The sequence below is a fragment of the Parabacteroides sp. AF17-28 genome (genome assembly GCF_003479205.1).
Lineage (GTDB): Bacteria > Bacteroidota > Bacteroidia > Bacteroidales > Tannerellaceae > Parabacteroides > Parabacteroides acidifaciens.
Genome location: NZ_QUGV01000006.1, coordinates 116779 through 137107, shown reverse-complemented (window position 1 = coordinate 137107; position 20329 = coordinate 116779). Strand labels below are relative to the sequence as shown.

17 protein-coding genes and 3 tRNA genes are annotated in these 20329 nt (G+C 48.1%); 10 read left to right on the top strand and 10 right to left on the bottom strand.

Annotated elements, in window-relative coordinates; translation table 11 throughout:
- Positions 1-73: 73 nt before the first annotated feature.
- A complete protein-coding gene (locus tag DWW90_RS06175) occupies positions 74-1459 on the bottom strand; it encodes a DUF6242 domain-containing protein (protein WP_233547654.1) in 1386 nt (461 codons plus the stop codon).
- Positions 1460-1576: 117 nt separating this feature from the next.
- Positions 1577-2620, bottom strand: a complete 1044-nt coding sequence (gene ribD / locus DWW90_RS06170) for a bifunctional diaminohydroxyphosphoribosylaminopyrimidine deaminase/5-amino-6-(5-phosphoribosylamino)uracil reductase RibD (protein ID WP_122344360.1) — start codon at positions 2618-2620, stop codon at positions 1577-1579.
- A 981-nt stretch (positions 2621-3601) separates the two neighbouring features.
- On the opposite strand from ribD, the gene DWW90_RS06165 reads away from it, so the two are divergent.
- Positions 3602-4795, top strand: coding sequence for an exo-beta-N-acetylmuramidase NamZ domain-containing protein (locus DWW90_RS06165; RefSeq protein ID WP_115501360.1), 1194 nt, complete (start codon positions 3602-3604; stop codon positions 4793-4795).
- Between the two features lie 66 nt (positions 4796-4861).
- Entirely contained in the window at positions 4862-6736 is a 1875-nt protein-coding gene (locus tag DWW90_RS06160; RefSeq protein WP_233547652.1) for an ATP-binding protein, read from the top strand.
- A 50-nt stretch (positions 6737-6786) separates the two neighbouring features.
- On the opposite strand, the gene DWW90_RS06155 is transcribed toward DWW90_RS06160, so the two are convergent.
- Together DWW90_RS06155 and DWW90_RS06150 are read right to left on the bottom strand one after the other, a co-directional pair.
- Positions 6787-7230: an META domain-containing protein gene (locus DWW90_RS06155; RefSeq protein WP_115501359.1), complete on the bottom strand. Its 444-nt coding sequence runs from the start codon at positions 7228-7230 to the stop codon at positions 6787-6789.
- 10 nt (positions 7231-7240) lie between these two features.
- Positions 7241-7666: an META domain-containing protein gene (locus DWW90_RS06150; protein ID WP_115501358.1), complete on the bottom strand. Its 426-nt coding sequence runs from the start codon at positions 7664-7666 to the stop codon at positions 7241-7243.
- 200 nt (positions 7667-7866) lie between these two features.
- On the opposite strand from DWW90_RS06150, the gene DWW90_RS06145 reads away from it, so the two are divergent.
- Positions 7867-9114 carry a M23 family metallopeptidase gene (locus tag DWW90_RS06145; protein ID WP_122344397.1) on the top strand — a complete coding sequence of 416 codons (1248 nt, stop codon included), beginning with the start codon at positions 7867-7869 and terminating at the stop codon, positions 9112-9114.
- Positions 9115-9125: 11 nt separating this feature from the next.
- Positions 9126-9494, top strand: coding sequence for a YccF domain-containing protein (locus DWW90_RS06140; protein ID WP_115501357.1), 369 nt, complete (start codon positions 9126-9128; stop codon positions 9492-9494).
- Between the two features lie 9 nt (positions 9495-9503).
- Here the strand turns inward: DWW90_RS06140 and DWW90_RS06135 are convergent, their stop codons facing one another.
- From DWW90_RS06135 to DWW90_RS06125, 3 genes are read right to left on the bottom strand one after another with little or no spacing between them, the layout of a single operon-like run.
- Positions 9504-10163 carry a M15 family metallopeptidase gene (locus tag DWW90_RS06135; RefSeq protein WP_122344359.1) on the bottom strand — a complete coding sequence of 220 codons (660 nt, stop codon included), beginning with the start codon at positions 10161-10163 and terminating at the stop codon, positions 9504-9506.
- A gap of 9 nt (positions 10164-10172) precedes the next feature.
- A complete protein-coding gene (locus DWW90_RS06130) occupies positions 10173-11927 on the bottom strand; it encodes a S41 family peptidase (RefSeq protein ID WP_122344358.1) in 1755 nt (584 codons plus the stop codon).
- 47 nt (positions 11928-11974) lie between these two features.
- Positions 11975-12952, bottom strand: coding sequence for an adenosine kinase (locus DWW90_RS06125; RefSeq protein ID WP_122344357.1), 978 nt, complete (start codon positions 12950-12952; stop codon positions 11975-11977).
- Between the two features lie 107 nt (positions 12953-13059).
- Between DWW90_RS06125 and DWW90_RS06120 the strand changes: the two genes are divergently transcribed.
- The 6 genes from DWW90_RS06120 to DWW90_RS06095 all read left to right on the top strand — a co-directional run bounded on the left by DWW90_RS06120 (position 13060) and on the right by DWW90_RS06095 (position 16770).
- A tRNA-Asn gene (locus tag DWW90_RS06120) sits at positions 13060-13133 on the top strand.
- Between the two features lie 36 nt (positions 13134-13169).
- Positions 13170-13243, top strand: a tRNA-Asn gene (locus DWW90_RS06115).
- A 35-nt stretch (positions 13244-13278) separates the two neighbouring features.
- Positions 13279-13352 (top strand) — tRNA-Asn (locus DWW90_RS06110).
- A 974-nt stretch (positions 13353-14326) separates the two neighbouring features.
- Positions 14327-14848: an ORF6N domain-containing protein gene (locus DWW90_RS06105; protein WP_115499192.1), complete on the top strand. Its 522-nt coding sequence runs from the start codon at positions 14327-14329 to the stop codon at positions 14846-14848.
- Between the two features lie 17 nt (positions 14849-14865).
- Entirely contained in the window at positions 14866-15624 is a 759-nt protein-coding gene (gene trmB, locus DWW90_RS06100) for a tRNA (guanosine(46)-N7)-methyltransferase TrmB (RefSeq protein ID WP_122344356.1), read from the top strand.
- A 36-nt stretch (positions 15625-15660) separates the two neighbouring features.
- Positions 15661-16770 carry an Mrp/NBP35 family ATP-binding protein gene (locus DWW90_RS06095; protein ID WP_122344355.1) on the top strand — a complete coding sequence of 370 codons (1110 nt, stop codon included), beginning with the start codon at positions 15661-15663 and terminating at the stop codon, positions 16768-16770.
- Positions 16771-16855: 85 nt separating this feature from the next.
- Here the strand turns inward: DWW90_RS06095 and hutH are convergent, their stop codons facing one another.
- The 3 genes from hutH to hutI form a co-directional block, all read right to left on the bottom strand.
- Positions 16856-18346, bottom strand: a complete 1491-nt coding sequence (gene hutH / locus DWW90_RS06090) for a histidine ammonia-lyase (protein ID WP_122344354.1) — start codon at positions 18344-18346, stop codon at positions 16856-16858.
- Between the two features lie 31 nt (positions 18347-18377).
- Positions 18378-19001, bottom strand: coding sequence for a cyclodeaminase/cyclohydrolase family protein (locus DWW90_RS06085; RefSeq protein ID WP_122344353.1), 624 nt, complete (start codon positions 18999-19001; stop codon positions 18378-18380).
- A 75-nt stretch (positions 19002-19076) separates the two neighbouring features.
- The gene (gene hutI / locus DWW90_RS06080; protein ID WP_122344352.1) at positions 19077-20327 is read right to left on the bottom strand and encodes an imidazolonepropionase; all 1251 of its coding nucleotides are present in this window, start codon (positions 20325-20327) and stop codon (positions 19077-19079) included.
- Between the last annotated feature and the right edge of the window lie 2 nt (positions 20328-20329).

Here is a 20329-nt window from a genome sequence, read left to right as displayed (position 1 = left end):
TATTGTTATAATCTATACCTTCTTTTCTAACGCTAAATAGCTCATAAAATTATACGTCCCTTCACGAACTTTCTCAGTGTTTAAAACCCAGGCGGTTGATACGGCCGCGCCAGATTTGGTTCAATACATCCGAATTGTTAGTTTCTTTTCCGCCGAAAAGATACATATAATCGTTCTCATCCACATAGATGGAAGAGAATCCTCTTGCTTTAAATTCCGGCGGCATGACCACCAGCGTATCCGAAACATTCCAGGTTACACCACCGTCGCGTGACAGGTAAATATCGGAAGATGCCTTACCCGCTTCATTGATACCGCTCAACATAAAGAATTTATCGTCATATTCGGTAACAGCAACACCCTCCTGTTTATCAAAAGGAGTCGCCTCTTCATCCGTCAGCATCGCCCAAACCTGCCCATTTTCCGTAGACCAGGCTGCATTTGTCAGCTTGTTATCTTTATCTCTTCCGGCAACCACCAGCAGGCGGGCACGATACATCGAATTATAAGAAAGATTACCGAAACCGGTCAAAGGGAAACCTTCGTTCAGAAGCGTACCATCCGTCCATTCCATCTCCTTATCCATAGAGGCATAAATGAATGAACCGTTTTTCTCTACAACAGTTGCAAGCGCAGACGGCTGTTTTCCTGTAATCGTATAATCGTCACTGGTTTTGATCGCCCCTAAAAGAGCTTTGACCACCGGAGTGTTTTCCATTAGCGTCCATGCCTGACCATCAGCAGAGCGATAAAGGGCGCCCTTCGTCGTCACCGCATAAAACGCATCTTCATAAGCCGTAATCTGCGACAAACGCACTTCCCCGGCAGGAAGCCCCGTAACCGTCAGTTCCGTCCAGTTCCGTCCGTCCGACACTGCCGAACGATACAACTGATAACCTTCACTTGCGTTTACAGGTTGTGCATACATATAATATGATTCGTTATCACCTTCGCCGAATACAACCACTTTCTCTTCTTTGACGGCCGCGGCAGGAATGCCTTCCTTGTATATGCCCCAAGCCATAGAATCCGGAACAACCTGATGGATATTGACTTGTGCAAGATAAGTCTTTGTCGTCTCACCATCCCACAAAGTATTGACAAATTTCACCGGCTTGGAGAAGTCCAGCGAATCCTCCGTATTCCAGAAAATCGTATCACCGATTGCTTCCTGCATAACCTGACAGGTGTACACAGTTGAAGCCAGCCGGACCTTGCAGATTACTTTTTCATCCAGCTTTGTTCCATAAGGCATGGAGTCTATATTGAAGATGCGCCCGCTTATCTGGTCGATTGTAAATACGACATTCGACAATTCCGGAATGGAATCGTTCGACAAAGAAAAAGATAGAATCTGACAATCTCTACTCAACTCATATTCATTATCGTCCGAACCAAGGCAAGAAGACAATAACAAAGCACAACATCCAGCTATAAACAGTACTATTCTATTTTTCATCAAAAAATTAGTTTGTTGTATATAAAGGCACAAAAGTAGAAACATTTTTTGCTTTATACCTCATATAGGGGAATATTTATAATATTTTAGTGTCGTTACGGAATTATAAGGTCCTTTTCAAACTTGTCGGCGCCAGGTTTCTAAAAGATGCCCGTCCCGCACTTCCGAACCGCTTAAAACACCGGCTACGACAGGCGCTTTTACCCCCTCGCCCAGCACCACCGGAGCCGTTTCAATCCAAGCTTCATCCCACAAACCGGCATCCAAAAAGCTTTTCAGCAAGGCGGCGCCTCCTTCGACCATCAGCGAATCCAGCTTCCAATTATATAAATAATGTAAGACCTGAGACAACACATCCCGGCTGAAATCAATCCGAACGAACTCCACATTCGGACGGTTCACGGCTTCTTCGGACGTAAAAATAACCGTACGGACCGTGCCGTCCAACAAAGGCGAACCTGCCGGCAACTTCAATGTCCGGTCCAGCACGATCCGGACCGGCGAATTGCCGGCCCAATGCCGCACCGTCAACGACGGGTTATCCAGTAAAGCCGTACGCGTCCCGACCATGATAGCCGCAACCTCCGCACGAAGCCGGTGAACGCGGCGAAGAGTTTCGGCCGATGAAAGGACAACCGGACGCACACTTGCATCTTTCCGTGCAACGTCCATAAAACCGTCCGCACTCTGGGCCCATTTAAGATAAATGTAAGGACGCCCGAGAAGTTGGAATGTCATAAAAGCCGGATTCAAAGCACGGGCTTCCTCTTCCAAAACACCGGTCACGACTTCGACGCCAGCTTCACGCAACATCCGCACTCCACATCCCGAAACAGCCGGAAACGGGTCCAGACAACCGACTACGACACGCGGAATACCTTTCTTGATAATCAACTCCGCACAGGGAGGCGTTTTTCCATAATGGGAACAAGGTTCAAGGCTCACATAAATAGTAGACTCCCGAAGCAACGCTTCGTCCTGTACGGAAGCCACCGCATTGACCTCGGCATGCGCTTCCCCGCATTTGCGATGAAAGCCTTCCCCGATAATCTTCCCGTCATGCACAATCACAGCGCCGACCATCGGATTAGGAGTCGTATTCCCCGCTCCGCCACGTGCCAGCTCGATGCAACGGGCCATATATTTTTCTTCTACAATCATCTTATACGCATTTCAACGAACAAAGATAAGAAAGTTATTTGGTTTGCAGGAAACTTGTTTATGAAGACGTCATAAATGTTTTTGACGCCCTCATTAATATTTCCGAGAGTGTCATTAATATTTATGAGGTCGTCGAATATAGATTTCCCGCAGAGCAAAGTCTGAATGCGTTAGTTCAAAATTTCTTAGTTTTGGACCTTCTACAGATTGAAAAATATACATTAACCCCTATTTCAGCCATTTTTCTATTTCGTCCGAAATCTTGATCGATTTTGGATTGACTCGTTTCACGGTTTTAACCGGCTCGGCTGACAACAGAGAAAATGTGGTGCCGAGTCCATTGCGAAAAGTGTACAATTTGATTATCGAAAGATGAAAACGCCGACAATGTGATAAACCTTAACTCCCGGAGAATCGAATATTTGCGAACGAAGACGGACAGCGTTCCAAATATCCCAAGGAAATTTTGGAGGCTTATTGCTGTGAGGTGCGCAGAAAATTCCCTTGAAGTAACGCTTCATCGCTCTGAAGGTTGACTTCGCGCTATATGAAGTCAACCTTCAGAGCAACAAAGTTCCGGGTCAGAGCGATAAAGTCCCTCTTCATGGCGATAAGGTACCGGATCATAGGAAAAAGCCCCTTTTTGATAGCAGAAAAGTAGATTAGCATTTGTTCGGTTTCGGATGTTTTTACCCTGAAAAACGCGTTTTATACAATAAGCCCTCCGCCGCAGGCTCTCTTTTGCCGTTTCGTTTCAACGACCGGTTTTTGAGCTTAGGGATGTGTCAAACCTGCCCTGTCCCCGCGCTTGACGCGGGGCCGCAATAGAACAGTCCTTATCAATCAGTTGTTTATACGGTCGGTTTTAATGCGATCGCGCGTCAAGCGCGGGAACGGGATAGCTCACTTTTTCTTACAACTAAAACAAAAGAACAAAAAGATTCGTTACTTTTGCAGAAACAATCATATAGGAATGTGTCAATGAGAACTGTTATCAGGTGTGCCTTCTGGCTGTTAAGCCTGTTCCTCGTGTCCAATATCCAGGCCGTCACCCCGCAAAAGGGGCAGCTGAAGTTAGGAGCCGAACGTATGGACGTCGTTACCCGCCTGTTGAAAGACAAGCAGGTCGGATTAGTCGTGAACCAGACTTCCATTCTCGAAAAACAGCAAAAGCACCTGTTAGACGCCCTACTGGAAGAAGGTGTCAGCGTAAAGAAAGTGTTCGCTCCCGAACATGGTTTTCGGGGAACAGCCGATGCCGGTGCGGAAATAAAAGACAGCCGTGACGTGAAAACCGGCGTTCCCATCATTTCCTTATACGGTAAAAACAAGAAACCGACAGCCGAACAGCTGACCGGGTTGGACGTGATCGTGTTTGACATTCAAGACGTCGGTGCCCGTTTCTACACATACATAAGCACTATGCATTATGTAATGGAAGCCTGTGCCGAAAACGGAGTCGAATTTATTGTGTTAGACCGCCCTAATCCCAATGATTTTGTAGACGGCCCTGTCCGCGAAGAGAAGCTCAAATCGTTTGTCGGCGTGGATCCGCTGCCCATTCTTCACGGCCTGACCATAGGCGAACTGGCCTGGATGATCAATAAGGAAGGCTGGCTCGACAGCACGCCCGATACCTGCAAGCTGCATATCGTAAAGATGGAAAACTGGAGCCACGGCGACCCTTATTGGCTGCCGGTCAAGCCCTCTCCCAACCTGCCGAACGACCAGGCAATCCGCCTCTATCCTTCGCTCTGCTTCTTCGAAGGGACGAATATCAGCGTGGGGCGCGGCACTTATTATCCGTTCCAGATGCTCGGTGCGCCGGATCCGAAATACGGAGATTTCACCTTTACACCGACCTCCTTGCCGGGATTCGATACAAAGCCTTTGCATATGGATAAAGAATGCTACGGCATAGATTTACGGGAATATCCTTTTCCCGGAGGACTGACCTTGAAGTTTTTCCTCGATTTCTATAACCTGGCAGGGAAAGACCAGGCCTTTTTCTTTTCCCGCCCGCAATGGTTCGACCTGCTGGCCGGAACAAAAGAACTGCGCTTCCAGATAATCCGGGGTTTGAGTGAAGACGAGATACGCGCCAGTTGGCAACCGGCTCTGAATGAATACAAAAAATTGAGAAATAAGTATTTATTATATCCCGATTATCACTAACTTTGACCGATTATTTAAATCAAATTTAGGGTGGTTACAAATAAGTTCTTTTTTTTTAAGGCACATGTGTATAAAATAATATTATTGCTGGCCCTTTGCTTTCCACAAGGAGTAAGGAGTAGTGTACCCACCCATGCCAAAAAAAGTTTTGACATTCTTATTATCCAGTCATACGATGAGACTCTGACGACTTACTGCAAATTTGATAAACTGCTTCATGAAAAGCTGCAAAAAGGACACATAACATCCAATATACGTACTTTCTACCTGGACTGCGAACGCTATAATGCCCACGATGAAGAAGCACGTATGTATTCTTATCTCGACACACTAAGCTTCAAACCGGATATTATTATTGTAAACGACGACCAGGCAACTTATACTTTGATGGCCTGTAACCATCCGCTGGGAAAATCCACCCCTGTCGTTTTTTCCGGCGTTAACTTTCCCAACTGGGAATTACTGAAACATCATCCGAACTTCACCGGTTACTGGGATAAGCCGGAGTACCTGAAAACGTTGAAACTGGTCGAGAAACTATACGGAAGTTCCAAGATTCTGATTTTTAGAACGAATGTCTTTATCGGCAATAGAGCTTTTGAAGTATTGCAGGAAGATCTTAAGGGACAGGATATAGCGATCAATGAAGGATTATACCCGGCACGTTCCAGACGTCAGCCCAGAGTCATCCAAGCAGGAAAGCCCGGAGGAACATCCTTGTATATGACAGTGGCAGACAGCTTGACCGCACGGCAACTGCTCTGGGTATTTGAAGAAAATCCATATACGGCCTGCATGCAGATCATTCTGGATTTTAACGTATTGACCATCGGCCGCCTGGCCAACGTCCCGAACTTCACGGTCATTAATAACGGATTCAACGACAACAGGGGAATCACCGGAGGCTACTTCACCACCCTGCAGCTGCAAGTCGACTGTGTAGCTAAAACGGCTACCCATATTCTTAAAGGGACATCACCCGACCAGATTCCCATTACGGTAAGCCCGAAAGTCTATGCTTTCGACTGGAAAGAAATGCAGCGCTTCAACATAAAGATAGAAGACCTGCCCGAAGGCAGTATCATTTATAACCTCCCGTTCGAAATCCGTTATAAGACTTATTTGATCATCGCCGGCATCTTGTTCCTGATAGCTGTCACTTATACCATCATGCGCCTTGTTTATATGTATCTTCGTGAGAGCGAGCGGAAAAAGCTTGCCCAGCTCCGGTTGGTCGAAGCGAAAGAGCGGGCGGAAGAAGCCAATAAGATGAAATCGGCCTTTTTGGCCAATATGAGTCACGAGATACGGACTCCTTTAAACGCAATCGTCGGTTTTACCAACCTCCTGCAGGATGAAACGGACCTGACGCAGGAAGAACGTGAATTGTTCCGGGATACAATCAATAAGAACAGTAACCTGTTGCTGAAACTGATCAACGACATATTGGAACTGTCGCGTATCGAGTCGGGGCGCATGTCGTTCACTTTCGAGTACTGTTCACTGAACAAGCTGATGGAAGAAATCTACCAGACACACCATCTGCTTATGCCGGCCGGCATTTCTTTCCTGAAAAAGATTCCGGATATGGATATTACCCTCCATGTGGACCGCTTCCGGTTCACACAAGTCATCACGAATCTCATCAACAATGCCGTCAAGTTCACGACGAAAGGATATATCAAGATGGGATACCGGTATGATAAAAGCACCAATGAAGTACATATCTTCGTTGAAGATACCGGAAAAGGGATGTCGGAAGAAGCACAAAAGAAAGTGTTTGAACGCTTCTATAAAGCCGATGAATTTGTACAGGGAACGGGCCTTGGATTATCGATTTGCCAAACCATCGCCGAACGCTTGAACGGACGGATCACCCTCTTTTCGGAAGAAGGAAAAGGCAGTTGCTTCACACTGATATTGCCTTGCCAGCAGAAATAAAAAAAGCGGCCCGCTACCGGAACCGCCTTTCAAGTGCTTTATTTATAGGATTACTTCTTTTCAATCACCATCAGCTTCGTATTGTCCGTGCCGTAGAAAGCGATCTTATCGACAGGTCTCACATCACCTTCCGCTTCAAAACGGACAACCTTGTCCAATGCTTTCAGCAACTCCTGCTCGCCGCTCATATCCGGACAAGCCATGCGCGTGGTTGCAACCTGCGGGAACTTGATGATATTCTTGCGCGTATCGCTATATTCGATCTGCCCCATCATCCGGTTGCAACCGGCTTTCCCCGAAAGGGTATGACGGGCGGCGTCGAATTCGATAACCTGCTTCGTCTCAGCCGGGTTCAACGTCTTTCCGTTCAACTCGACGATATTCCAGCTTCCATCCAAATCGGAGAAAGTGGCTTCCACCGCCTTCTTTGATTTACAGGAAGCAAAGATACCGATGCTTAAAACAGCCAGGCAAAGATATATATACTTCTTCATCTCCGTTGAATTAGTTTTTAGACAAGACGAGCACAACGTTTCCGCTTCCATCGACCAGCAACATTTCGTTTTCGGACTGTCCGGCCTTAACCCCCTTCACATCGTCAAACGATTGCAGGATCACGCCTTCCGTCTCCATATCCGGACAAGCCATCATGGTTGCAGCGGCCGGATTAATCGTAATCGAAGAAATATCTTTGTCGTCCAATACAACTGTCGAATTGAAGATATTGCATCCGGCATTGCCATGAACCTTCTTATCTTTCATGTCAAATTCCATATAGGGCAAATTCTCTTTCTGTATCTTTTCCCCTTTCGCTTCTACAATATTCCATTTACCTTCCAACTTCTTTGCATCCGTTTTGGCTTCAGAGCAAGAAAACAACATCCCGACAAACGCGGGAACCATCAATAGTGTCAAAATAGCTTTTTTCATTTTTACTTTTTCTTTTATAATTATCTCTCGTAAAATTAAGACGCCAATTTACGGCAAAATGTTCCCCGGACAGTCATTATTTAACTCATATTAACAAGAACAGTTCCAAACAGACCGAAAGGGTAACCAGACTGGAACCCCTCTTCGATTTATATATAGATTAATTTTGTATATTTGTTGCAACGAAAAGAAAGCCGATGATGAATAAGAGATTTGCCTTGTATATACTGTTCGCAGGATTGCTCTCCTGCTTATCCTGTACCCACACGAAACAACAGCCCGAAAAAGAGGTAGACAGCGAATGGCTGGACAGCCTGCAGCATGTTTACCAATACGGCGTTTGCATCGACTCGCTGAACGTATCGGAATACAAGATCAAGAATGGCGATAACCCCGCCTCCATCTTTTCCGGCCTCGGTTTCTCGGCTATGAAAGCGGACAGCATCTCAAAAGCATCCACAGATATCCTGGACCCGACAAAACTGCGTGCGGGTATGCATTATTATACGTTCACGACGCAAGACAGTGTGGCCGACATCCGGTATATCGCTTTTGCCAAATCGCTCGTAGACTATGCCGTCATCGACCTGACCGGCGATTCGATTCTGGCTTACGAATTTAACAAGCCGATCACCATCAAACGCCATTATACGGAAGGGACGCTCAACTCCTCCCTTTGGAATGTCATCAAATCGAGCGGGGCCGACCCGTTGTTAGCCATCAAGATTTCCGATGTCTACGCCTGGCAGATCGATTTCTTCGACGTGAAAGAAGGAGATTCGTTCCGGGTCTTATACGACGTGGCTTACATAGACGACACGACCGCCCTGAATATCACCTCCATCGGAGGGGCCGTTTTCACCCACCAGGGTAAAGACTTCACCGCCATACCGTTTACACAGGACAGCGTTTTCGAATATTTCGACCTGGAAGGGAACAGCCTCCGCAAAGAATTCCTGAAAGCGCCGCTCGACTTCTTCCGCATCACTTCGCGTTTTACAAACGCCCGTTTCCATCCGATCCTGAAACGCTATCGCGCCCATCACGGCGTAGACTATGCCGCACCTGTCGGAACAGAAGTCAAGAGTATCGGGGCCGGAACCATCATCGCCAAAGGATATATGGGAGGCGGAGGAAACACGTTAAAGGTGAAACACAACTCCGTCTACACCACTTCCTATATGCACCTGAGCAAGTACGCCAAAGGGATACAAGTAGGCAGCCATGTACAGCAGGGACAGGTGATCGGATACGTCGGATCGACCGGCCTTTCGACCGGGCCGCATCTCGACTTCCGCGTCTACAAGAACGGACAGCCGATCAACCCGCTTCAGATGGAAGCTCCGCCTTCGCTGCCGGTCAAGCCGGAATTGCGCGACAGCTTTGCCGTCGTGAAACAGGCGGTATTGGCCGAGCTTGACAGCATGAGATTAAAAACTAATCAATAAATATTCAGGATATGAAGTTTTTAGGAAATATCATCTGGCTTATCTGCGGCGGACTGATCACAGCCGTGGAGTATCTCATCTCCAGTTTAGTGCTGATGGTGACGATTATCGGGATTCCTTTCGGGGTGCAAACATTGAAGTTAGGAATGCTCGCCCTGTGGCCTTTCGGCAGCAAAGTGACGGACAACGGCAATTCCGGCGGTTGCCTCTGCCTGATTATGAATGTAATCTGGATATTTGTCGGAGGATTCTGGATTTGCCTGACTCATTTAGGCTTCGGTCTATTGCTGTGCATCACGATTATCGGGATTCCTTTCGGCAGACAACATTTCAAGATGGCAGCTCTGGCCCTTGCCCCGTTTGGAAAGAACATCGTTTAAGGGAAGAAATCAGTCTATCACCGGATAGTTTTGCCGGGCTTCGGCACGGGTACAGGCGTTAAAATGCCACCATTCATAAGGGATGGAGCGGAAGCCGGCCTGCTTCATCAACCGGCGCAGCAGACGGCGGTTCTCAAATTCCGGACGTGTTATCCGCCCGTTGTCCAACAGGACCTCTTCGTTGGTCGTATGCGCCTCTTCCCCGAAAAAATCAAAAGGAGTGCCCATTGGAAGGGGTTCTCCTTTTTCATCTATAATAGTCAGGTCGACGGCCAGCCCGTAGTTATGCAAGCCGCCTCCGTTGGCGGGATTGCTGACATAATTCGTCTTGTCGGTTCCCCGGACCATCGCCCACATCTTTTGCTGTACCGACATGGGACGGGCGGCATCATAAATCAGGAAACGCCATCCGGGATGCTCCTTTTTCAGCAGCAGATGGGCAGCAAGCAGCTTATGCGCCGCATCGGGATGTAGCCAGGCACGCGTTATACCCGAATAGACAGCTTTTCCAAGAAAATTATCCGGCGAGGCATAGACCAGTTGTACGCGTAAAGTCGTATCCATCGAAGTGACGTCCACCAGTTTACGCCCCGCCATATAAGCATCCAGATCCTGCCCCCGGCAGAAAGAGGAGAATAGTAGTATTACAAATAGAATGAGATGTTTCATCCCCAAAGCTTACACCAATCCCTGATTATACCGGTAAGCCAGATCACCTCCTCCGTTACCGGATTTAGGTTTGGGAGCGACCGGCTGTTCTTCAGTCTTTTCGGGTGCGGAAAGCGTTTGCTTGTACAGTTCCGGATTGCTCAATACTTCCAGTGCCTTATCCAGTACCTCATCCTTTTTCAGGCTTTGGATCAGCTCGCCTTTCTGGAAATAATAATGCTTCATGATCTCGGAAGCCAAGAGCTTCTTGATCTGTTCCTTGTTGCGGTCGAAATCACGTTCCAGGTCCGGAGTGAGTTTTGCATCCAACGTATCGAAGATCGTTGAATCGCTGTCCATATATCCTTCGAACTTTGCCACTTCCTTCAGATTCTTCAACAGCTTTTCACTCTGCCGGTCATAAGTGAAGTTCTTTTCTTTGGCATATTGTTTGAAAGCCTCGAAATCTTCGTCGGTCACTTCAAAGTCCTCGGCTGGGGCGATAGTCTTATGCTTTTGCGACCAATGCGCGACAAAGTCCGTCAGCACGAAGTCGGTGACCAGATAATACATCATCGTCGGCGTTTCCGGTTCCTCGATCTTGAAATCGGGAGTGATACCGCCACCGTCGCGTACAGGGCGTCCTTTGGAAGTATAGAATACCGAAGTCAGGCTGTCGGGGATAGCGCCGACACTTCCGTCGGCATTCCGGTGCGTATAGTCCAGCTGCTGGATGCAACGTCCGCTGGGGATGTAGTATTTACTCATCGTCACCTTTACGCTTCCGTTGTACGGAAGTTCGCGGGGCGACTGCACAAGTCCCTTTCCAAAAGAACGCTGTCCGATCAACACGGCGCGGTCCATATCCTGCAAAGAACCCGAAACGATCTCGGCGGCAGAGGCAGAACCTCCGTTAATCAGGACAGCCATCGGCATAACCGTGTCGAGCGGTTCATTGGGCGTACGATAAGTACGATCCCACTGGCTGATCTTGCCTTTTGTCGAAACGACCTCTTTCCCTTTCGGGACGAACATTCCGACAATCTGCGTGGCACTTTCCAACAGGCCGCCGCCATTGTTACGCAAGTCCAGTACGAGCGACTTGATATGATGATTCTTTTTCAAATCCTCCAACGCATTCTTTACTTCCTGCGCGCTCTTATCGGTAAATCCTTTCAGATAAATATAGCCTACGCCATCTCCCCGGACGCCATAGTAAGTAACCTGGTTTTCCAGAATCTGCTTGCGAACCAGTTCCACCTGGCGGGGTTTCTTATCGTAAGGACTTTGTATCTTCAATACCATCTTCGTATTGGGAACACCTTTCAGCAGGGCGCTCACCTCGTCCGACGATTTGTTCGTCACGTCTACCGTATCGACAGCTAAAATGCGGTCACCCGCCTTCAACCCGGCCAGAGCCGCCGGCATACCTTCAAACGGTTCGATAATATAGACACCTCCCTCTTTCCGTTCACGGATATAGGAACCGATACCGCCGTATTCGCCGGTCGTCATGAATTTCAGCTTATCCATTTCCTGTTCGGGATAGTATTCCGTATAAGGGTCCAAGCCTCCCAACATGGCATCGATGCCGCGACGCACTGTCTTCTCCACGTCGACTGAATCCACGTAAAACATTTCCACCTCTTTCACCAGAGCGTTAAAGATATCCAGGTTTTTACTCACCTCGAAACGGTTATCTTGCTGCGCCTGTCCGGGGATCATCCCTCCAAACAGAAACAGAAAAGCGATAAGAGCTATTATTTTCTCTCGTTGTTTACACATAGAATATTTAGTTAATTAACGACGTAAATGTATATAATAAACGCTTGTCAGGCCAATATACTATTTACTTTTAACTTTATTTGTCCCCATTTATCATCCGGAATCTGCGCACCGATTACATCAATTATATAGCCCGCCAGGAGCGAACCGATACGGGCGGATTGTTCCAATGTTGCACCGACAGACTGCCCGTAAAGGAATCCGGCGGCAAAATGGTCGCCCGCCCCGGTCGTATCGACAGGCTTTCCGCCTTCCGCCGGGACAGCGATGATCTGTCCTTTGCTACCGACCAGCGCACCTTCTTTGCCTAAAGTCACTAAAGAAATTTCCACCTGTTCGGAAAGAACCTTTACCGCTTCCTGCGCTTTCAGTCCGGTAAAGGCTTCGGCTTCGCTCTCATTGGAGAAAAGAATATCTACATATTTAGGAATAATATCTTCCAACAATCCGCGAAAAGCATTCACGATATTGAAGTTGGATAGGTCGAGCGCCACTTTCAGTCCTAACTTCTTCGCCTTCTGCATAGTCGTACGAACCAGTTCTTCGTTCACCAACAGGTAACCTTCTATATAAATACATTGGTAGGCCGACAGCATCTCTTCCGTAATCTCATCGGGCGTGATCGTCGGAGCCGGGCCGAGGAATGTACCCATCGTACGCTCGCCGTCGGGTGAGATCAGGACCGTGCAACTGCCGGAGATACCGTTCGTCTTGGCAAAATAAGGGGTAACTCCCGCCTTCTTCAAAGCCTCTTCATAATATTCGCCGACAGAATCGGAACCGATTTTACCGATAAATCCGGATTTCGCCCCGAGAATAGCCATCGCCCGCATCGTGTTACAAACCGAACCGCCCGGCGCCTGGCTGCGCTCCAGCCCTTCCTGTGATTTACGGATTTTGACCATCTGTTCCTGATTAATCATATCCATTGCCCCTTTTTGTATACCGACTTCTGCCAGTACATCGTCGTTCTTCAGCCTCAACAGTACGTCGACCAAAGCATTTCCTAATCCAATCGTATTCATTTTTTCTATTTTTTTTCGCAAAGATATTGCATATTTCAAAAAGAACCTCTACTTTTGCAGAGCATTTTCAGAAAGGGGTATAAGAAGCCCGAAAATGAAGGATAAATTCTTCCTTAGCTCAGTTGGTTAGAGCATCTGACTGTTAATCAGAGGGTCCTTGGTTCAAGTCCAAGAGGAAGAGCAAAAGACATCGGGAAAGACCGAAAAAGACATATTTTCTTCCTTAGCTCAGTTGGTTAGAGCATCTGACTGTTAATCAGAGGGTCCTTGGTTCAAGTCCAAGAGGAAGAGCGAAAAGACATCGGGAAAGACTGAAAAAGACATATTCTTCCTTAGCTCAGTTGGTTAGAGCATCTGACTGTTAATCAGAGGGTCCTTGGTTCAAGTCCAAGAGGAAGAGCAGAAAAGAGAGATACTTCACAAGAGTATCTCTTTTTTATTTTATACGCACAAAAGGTTACGGGGTAGCATTCACAGCTAAGAAAAAGTGAGCTATCCCGTTCCCGCGCTCCGACGCGGGAACGGGATAGTTCAGTTCTGCCAAATTTTGAACCTTCTACAAATAAAGAAAAAGACAATAACCCCCTTTTCGGCCGTTTTTCTATTTCGTCCGAAATCTTGATCGATTTTGGATTGACTCTTTTCACGATTTAAACTTCCCTTTCTGACAATAGAAAAAACGAGGTGCGCAGCCCGTTCCGAAAAGCATACAATTTGATTATTGCAAACCGGAAACGCCGTCAAAGTGATAAACCTTAACTCCCGGAGAATCGAATATTTGAAAATAAAACGGACGGCGTTCCAAATATCGCAAGGAAATTTAGGTGCTTTTTTGGCCTTTAGACGGGCCTCTTTTCAATTACGACCGTCCAAATCGCCATTACGACCGTGCTAATCTTCGCGAGGTGCCGAGTGCACTACACATTAGCACGGTCGTAATGGCAAAGAAGACGGTCGTAATTTGGGAAAACACTCAAAAAAGAGGAAAAAGTCCCTTTTTGAGGTCAAAAAAGCGGATTAACATTTGTTTTGTTTCAGATGTCTTTCGAACCGGGAAAATACGTTTTATACAATAAGCCCCCTCCCGAACACTCGTCGACGGCAGAGATAATTCCATCTACCGGAAAAGCGGTTTCGTCTATAAAAGGAAAAGGAGTTTCTTTCCAAGCGTATCTTCGCCGCATAATCATAAAAAAGATACTTATGCTCCGTACAATTTTATTCATTCTTATCACCCTCCTATTCACAACAACTACCGGGATATATTCTTCGGCGAGTACATCGCAAAGATGGATAAAAAGTGATAAGTCTTCCTTTGATTTCCGATAGATTTCCTTATATTTGTCAATCCATTAACAATAAACAATCTTAGCTATGGAATTACAACTAATACAACAAAAGATTTTCGAGATCAGGGGATATAGAGTGATGATAGACTTTCATCTTGCCGAACTATATGAAGTTGAAAACAGAGCTCTAAAACAAGCTGTTCGCCGAAATATGGACCGGTTTCCTCCGGATTTTATGTTCCAGTTAACAAATAAAGAGGCTAACGAAATGATACACATAGGGGTATCACAATCTGTGATACCCCCCAATTACAATTTAGGGAGTAGTCTACCTTTCGCTTTTACCGAACAGGGAGTAGCGATGTTGTCTTCTATCCTAAAAAGCAAAAAAGCAATTGAAATCAATATCGGCATCATGCGGGCCTTTGTCATGCTTCGCGAACTGACAACAGGCTATGCGGAAATAAAAAAGCAACTGGATCAGTTTATGCTTGATACGAACCTTCAGATCGCTGATATCTATGATATATTAAACGAAATGGCATCCAAACAAAAACAATTGGATAAACCACGCAACCCTGTAGGATTTGTCATCCCGAAAAAATAAAGTATTATCTTTGCAGCATGGGAAAGAATAAATTAGCAAAGTTTGACGACATGGCGGCTTATCCCCATGTATTTCAATATCCGTTTGCCGTTCTTCAGGAAAAGGGTTTCGAGCTGAAGGGACATTGGCATGAACAGTTCTTTAAGAATAACAATCCGATCGTGCTTGAACTCGGTTGCGGGAAAGGCGAATATACGGTCGGCCTCGGCAGATTGTTTTCGGAGAAGAACTTTATCGGTGTCGATATCAAAGGCGCACGTATGTGGACGGGAGCAAAAGAGTCGCTTGAAGCAGGCATGACGAACGTGGCGTTCCTGCGTACCAGCATCGAACTGATCGCCAGCTTTTTTGCAGCCGGAGAGGTGGCTGAGATATGGCTGACCTTCCCTGATCCGCAAATGAAAAAGGTGAACAAACGCCTTACTTCCACCCGCTTTATGAAGATGTACCGCGAGATATTAGCCGGCGACGGCATCGTCCACCTGAAAACAGACAGCAACTTCATGTACACCTACACCGCGGAAATGGTAAAGGCGAACCACTATCCTGTCCTGTTCAGCACCGACGACCTCTATCATTCGGACCTGGTAGACGATATCCTCTCTATCAAAACGTATTACGAACAGCAATGGCTGGACCGCGGCCTGAACATCAAATACATCAAGTTTGTTTGTGAAGAACGGGAGCAACTGGTCGAACCGGAAGTGGAGATCGAATACGATCCCTACCGCAGCTTCAACCGCAGCAAGCGGAGCGCATTAGCCTCCGGCAAATAAAGTATAATTCATAACTCATAATTCATAATTCCCAACATGGCAATATATCCCAAACTAATCATGGACGCACTGGCAAAGGTGCGTTACCCGGGAACAGGGAAAGACCTGGTTTCAATGGGCATGGTAGAAGACAACATACGGATTGACGGCAACAAGGTGAGCTTCTCGCTCCTTTTCGAGAAGCCGAACGATCCGTTTATCAAGTCGGTAGTCAAAGCAGCCGAAACAGCGATCCTCACGTATGTAGGCGAAGAGGTCGAGATCAAAGGCAATATCACGGTAGAGGCTAAACAGTTAGCACGTCCTGAACCGGACAAGCTGCTGCCGGAAGTCAAGAACATCATTGCCGTATCTTCCGGCAAGGGAGGCGTAGGCAAAAGTACGGTTGCCGCAAACCTGGCTGTCGCATTGGCCCTGCAAGGCTATAAGGTCGGGTTGTTGGATGCCGATATCTTCGGTCCTTCACAGCCTAAGATGTTCAATGTGGAAGAAGCCCGCCCCTATATGGTGGAAGTGGGTAACCGCGAACTGATCGAGCCGGCCGCCAACTACGGTGTGAAGCTACTCTCCATCGGTTTCTTCGTCAATAAGGAAGATGCCGTTCTGTGGCGCGGCGCAATGGCAAGCAATGCACTGAAACAGTTGATCGGCGATGCCAACTGGGGCGACCTGGATTATTTCCTGATCGACCTGCCGCCGGGAACAAGCGATATACATCTGACAATGGTACAGACACTGGCGATCACCGGTGCCATCGTAGTCAGTACACCGCAGGAAGTCGCGTTGGCAGACGCCCGCAAAGGAATCAGCATGTTTATGGGAGAAAAGATCAACGTGCCGGTATTGGGCCTGGTCGAAAACATGTCCTGGTTCACGCCTGCCGAACTGCCGGAAAACAAATATTACCTGTTCGGAAAGGAAGGCGGCAAACGCTTAGCCGAAGAGCTAAACATCCCGCTGTTAGGACAGATCCCTATCGTACAGAGCATCTGCGAAGGCGGCGACAGCGGCAAGCCTGTTGCCCTCAACCCGGACAGCATCACGGGCAGAGCATTCCAGGAATTAGCAGAAAACGTTGTCAAGCAAATCGACTATCGCAACGAACATCTGGACCCGACACAGCGGGTGGTTGTGACAAAGAAATGAAAGGATTTATGAACTGTGAATTATGAATTATGGCGACAAGCGGTATTAATTCATAATTCATAATTCACAATTCATGATTCATAATTCAAAGAGTGTAGCGCCTGAGGAAGGCGACAGTCCGGTGTATCTCCGGATACATGATAATATCCTCGTCTATAAACGGGACTTCTTTGCGATAAGCCTTCAGGAACTTTTCCAATATCGGGGATGTGCGTGCCGGGCGGCGGAACTCGATGCCCTGTGCGGCGTTCATCAGTTCGATAGCGAGGATATGATCCAGGTTATCCATGATCTTAAAGAGCTTGGTCGCGGCATTGGCTCCCATACTCACATGGTCTTCCTGTCCGTTACTCGACACGATCGAGTCGCTGCTGGCGGCATAGCAGTACATCTTGTTCTGGCTCACCATGCTGGCAGCCGCATACTGCGGGATCATAAAGCCGGAGTTGAGACCGGGATTCGCCACCAAAAATTCGGGCAAGCCGCGAAGCCCCATGATCAACTGTGCCACACGGCGTTCGGAGATATTTCCTAACTCGGCAAGTGCGATTGCCAGAAAATCGAACGAGATAGCCAACGGCTGGCCATGAAAGTTACCGCCGGAGATAATCTTGTCCTCTTCCGGGAAGATTGTCGGATTGTCGGTCACGGAGTTAATCTCGGTCAGCAGCACACCGGAGACATAACGGATCGCATCTTTCGTCGCCCCATGTACCTGCGGGATGCAACGGAACGAATACGGGTCCTGCACATGCTCCTTCGGTCGGTCGATCAGTTCGCTGCCCTCCAGTATCTCACGAAAAGCGTCGCCCGTCTCGATCTGTCCCGGATGAGGACGCATCTGCTGGATGCAATCCATAAACGGATCGATCCGTCCGTCGAAAGCCTCGAGCGACAAAGCGGCGATCAGATCCGCCCGCTTCGACACGGCAAAAGCACGCATCAGGGCAAACACCCCGTTGGCACTCATAAACTGCGTGCCGTTCAACAACGCTAACCCCTCTTTACTCTTCAATTTGACCGGTTTCCAGGCGAACTCGTCCAAGACACTGATCGCCTCCCTTTTCTTTCCTTTATAATAAACATCCCCCACTCCGATAAGCGGAAGGAATAGATTCGCCAAAGGAGCCAAGTCGCCGGATGCACCGAGCGAGCCCCGGTCATAGACGATCGGGAGCACGTCATTATTAAAGAAGTCGAGTATGCGCTGCACCGTTATCACCTGTACGCCGCTATGCCCCAACGACAGGGCATGTGCCTTCAACAGCATCATCAGGCGGACAATCACCGGACTCACCTCGTCTCCCACACTGCAAGCATGGCTCTTCACCAGATTCTCCTGCAAGGTGCTGAGTTCGTCGGGCGAAATGTTTTTGTTGCACAGAGAACCGAAACCCGTCGTAATGCCGTACAAGGGTTCGCGCTGCGTCTCGATCTTCCTATCCAGATAATCGCGGCAACGCTGGATGCGCTCCTTCACTTCCGGGGTCAGTTCCAGCTTCATATTTCCGGTCAGTATCTCTTCGATACGTTCGAACGTCAGCGGCTCTGCTCCCACATAATGTACATTTCCCATAACTCTCAACTTTTAACTTTCAATTTTCAACTTACAACTGTTCCCTCACCCAATCCAGCAACTTCTTCTCGATCCGGATTGCCTCCGCTTCCAGATGGTCGGCCTTCTCAGACATCCGTTTGACAAACTCTTCATCCTGAATAGATGTAAGGTTGATCCGGACATTCAGCAAGGCACCCAGTACGCAGGTTCGCGCTGCCATCATCGCCACACAGGCGTCTGTCACGGCATTCCGGTTACCTTTATGGGCTACATATATAATCGTTTCCATCACCGATCCGACCTCTTCTGCCACTTGCATCGGAACCATTGCGGCCTCTTTCGTGGCATCCTGGATCACCCGGCTGCGTTCAGCCTTTTCTTCCTCCGTCTCTTTCGGGAGTTTGAAAGCGGCGAACACGCGATCATAAGCCTCGCTGTCGCGATCGATATCACGGATCAAGCGTTCACGGATAATGGCCGCTTCCGTCGCTATTGTCTTCATCTGGCCTTCCACATCGGCATATTTCTTCTTGCCGATCGTCAGGTTTGCCACCATCTCAGCCAAAGCGGCTGCGATTGCCCCGTTAAGGGCTGAAATACTTCCGCCACCCGGAACCGGTGCGCTACCTGCCGTTTCGGCCAGGAATCCTTTAATTGTCAATTCTGCAAGCATTGTGTTTTTATTTAAGATTAAACATTTTATCCTATTTTCATTTCATTGGTAAATGATGATTTAATACCAATTCTATCATACGATATAAAGAACACCGTCTTTGATCACTGTATCTACCAGGTTCATGCCTACATGATAAGGCAAAAACTTATAAGAAGGGAACTTCAGCAGAATCATATCCGCTTTCTTTCCCACATCGATACTACCGATCTTCTTGGCCCGTCCCAAAGCAGCCGCTCCGTTAATCGTAAGTGCGGTCAAGGCCTCTTCGGGAGAAAGCTTCATTTGGATACACGCCAGAGCGAACAATAGCGGGATCGAACAGGAGAAACAGCTTCCGGGGTTCAGGTCGGAAGCCAACGCAACGGCACAGCCGGCATCTATCATCTGCCGTCCCGGGGCATACGGTTCGTTCAGCGAGAAGGCGGTAAGCGGCAACAATGTCGCAATCGTGCCGGAACGCGCCAACCGCTTGATGCCGTTATCAGAGATGTGCAACAGATGATCGGCACTGACGGCTTTCAACCGGGCAGCCAGCTCGGCTCCTCCGAAAGAGACGATCTCGTCGGCATGGAGCTTCAGTTTGAAACGGTGTGTACGGGCTGCATTCAGCAGACGTTCGCTTTGCTCGATCGAGAAAACGCCCTGTTCGCAAAAGACATCGCAGAAAGTCACGGAATGTTCTTCGCGGATATGCGGCAACACTTCTTCTATTATGTAATCGACATACGCATCCGTGCGTCCTGCAAATTCGGGAGGAACAGCATGCGCCCCTAAAAAAGTAGAGACAACATCCAGCGGATGTTCGTCGTTCAGTTCCTTCATGATCCGGAGCTGGATAAGCTCAGTCGCCAGGTCCAGCCCGTATCCGCTCTTCCCTTCGACGGTGGTAACACCCATATCCATCATCGTGTCGAGGCGGTCGTACGCATCTCCGAAGAGGTCGTCGTAACTGGCCTGTCTGGTGGCATTCATCGTATTGACGATACCGCCGCCCCGTTCCATAATCGACATATAGCTATCGCCTTTCATCCGCCAGGAGAACTCTTCCTCGCGATAACCGCCAAAAACGAAATGCGTATGGCTGTCCACAAAGCCGGGAAGCAGCGCACGTCCGGAAGCGTCTACCTCCAGATACTCCGACGCATCGATCTGTTTCATGACCTCTTCGGTCGGCCCTACATGCGTGATCAGGCCACCCGAGACGGCTACCGCCCCGTCTTCAATCACACCGACATCGGACATGGCCGCGCCTTTCTTAGCCTCGAATCCGGAACAGGTCACCACCTGCGAGGCGTTCCGTATCAATATCTTTTCGTCGTCCATAC

What these genes read in the sequence shown, in the direction of transcription:
- DWW90_RS06105 (WP_115499192.1), top strand. Translation starts at nt 14,327, where the DNA reads ATGGAATTACAACTAATACAACAAAAGATTTTCGAGATCAGGGGATAT.
- DWW90_RS06165 (WP_115501360.1), top strand. Translation starts at nt 3,602, where the DNA reads ATGAGAACTGTTATCAGGTGTGCCTTCTGGCTGTTAAGCCTGTTCCTC.
- hutH (WP_122344354.1), bottom strand. Translation starts at nt 18,346, where the DNA reads ATGGGAAATGTACATTATGTGGGAGCAGAGCCGCTGACGTTCGAACGT.
- DWW90_RS06175 (WP_233547654.1), bottom strand. Translation starts at nt 1,459, where the DNA reads ATGAAAAATAGAATAGTACTGTTTATAGCTGGATGTTGTGCTTTGTTA.
- ribD (WP_122344360.1), bottom strand. Translation starts at nt 2,620, where the DNA reads ATGATTGTAGAAGAAAAATATATGGCCCGTTGCATCGAGCTGGCACGT.
- DWW90_RS06140 (WP_115501357.1), top strand. Translation starts at nt 9,126, where the DNA reads ATGAAGTTTTTAGGAAATATCATCTGGCTTATCTGCGGCGGACTGATC.
- DWW90_RS06135 (WP_122344359.1), bottom strand. Translation starts at nt 10,163, where the DNA reads ATGAAACATCTCATTCTATTTGTAATACTACTATTCTCCTCTTTCTGC.
- DWW90_RS06155 (WP_115501359.1), bottom strand. Translation starts at nt 7,230, where the DNA reads ATGAAGAAGTATATATATCTTTGCCTGGCTGTTTTAAGCATCGGTATC.
- trmB (WP_122344356.1), top strand. Translation starts at nt 14,866, where the DNA reads ATGGGAAAGAATAAATTAGCAAAGTTTGACGACATGGCGGCTTATCCC.
- DWW90_RS06145 (WP_122344397.1), top strand. Translation starts at nt 7,867, where the DNA reads ATGAATAAGAGATTTGCCTTGTATATACTGTTCGCAGGATTGCTCTCC.
- DWW90_RS06085 (WP_122344353.1), bottom strand. Translation starts at nt 19,001, where the DNA reads ATGCTTGCAGAATTGACAATTAAAGGATTCCTGGCCGAAACGGCAGGT.
- DWW90_RS06125 (WP_122344357.1), bottom strand. Translation starts at nt 12,952, where the DNA reads ATGAATACGATTGGATTAGGAAATGCTTTGGTCGACGTACTGTTGAGG.
- DWW90_RS06150 (WP_115501358.1), bottom strand. Translation starts at nt 7,666, where the DNA reads ATGAAAAAAGCTATTTTGACACTATTGATGGTTCCCGCGTTTGTCGGG.
- DWW90_RS06130 (WP_122344358.1), bottom strand. Translation starts at nt 11,927, where the DNA reads ATGTGTAAACAACGAGAGAAAATAATAGCTCTTATCGCTTTTCTGTTT.
- DWW90_RS06095 (WP_122344355.1), top strand. Translation starts at nt 15,661, where the DNA reads ATGGCAATATATCCCAAACTAATCATGGACGCACTGGCAAAGGTGCGT.
- hutI (WP_122344352.1), bottom strand. Translation starts at nt 20,327, where the DNA reads ATGGACGACGAAAAGATATTGATACGGAACGCCTCGCAGGTGGTGACC.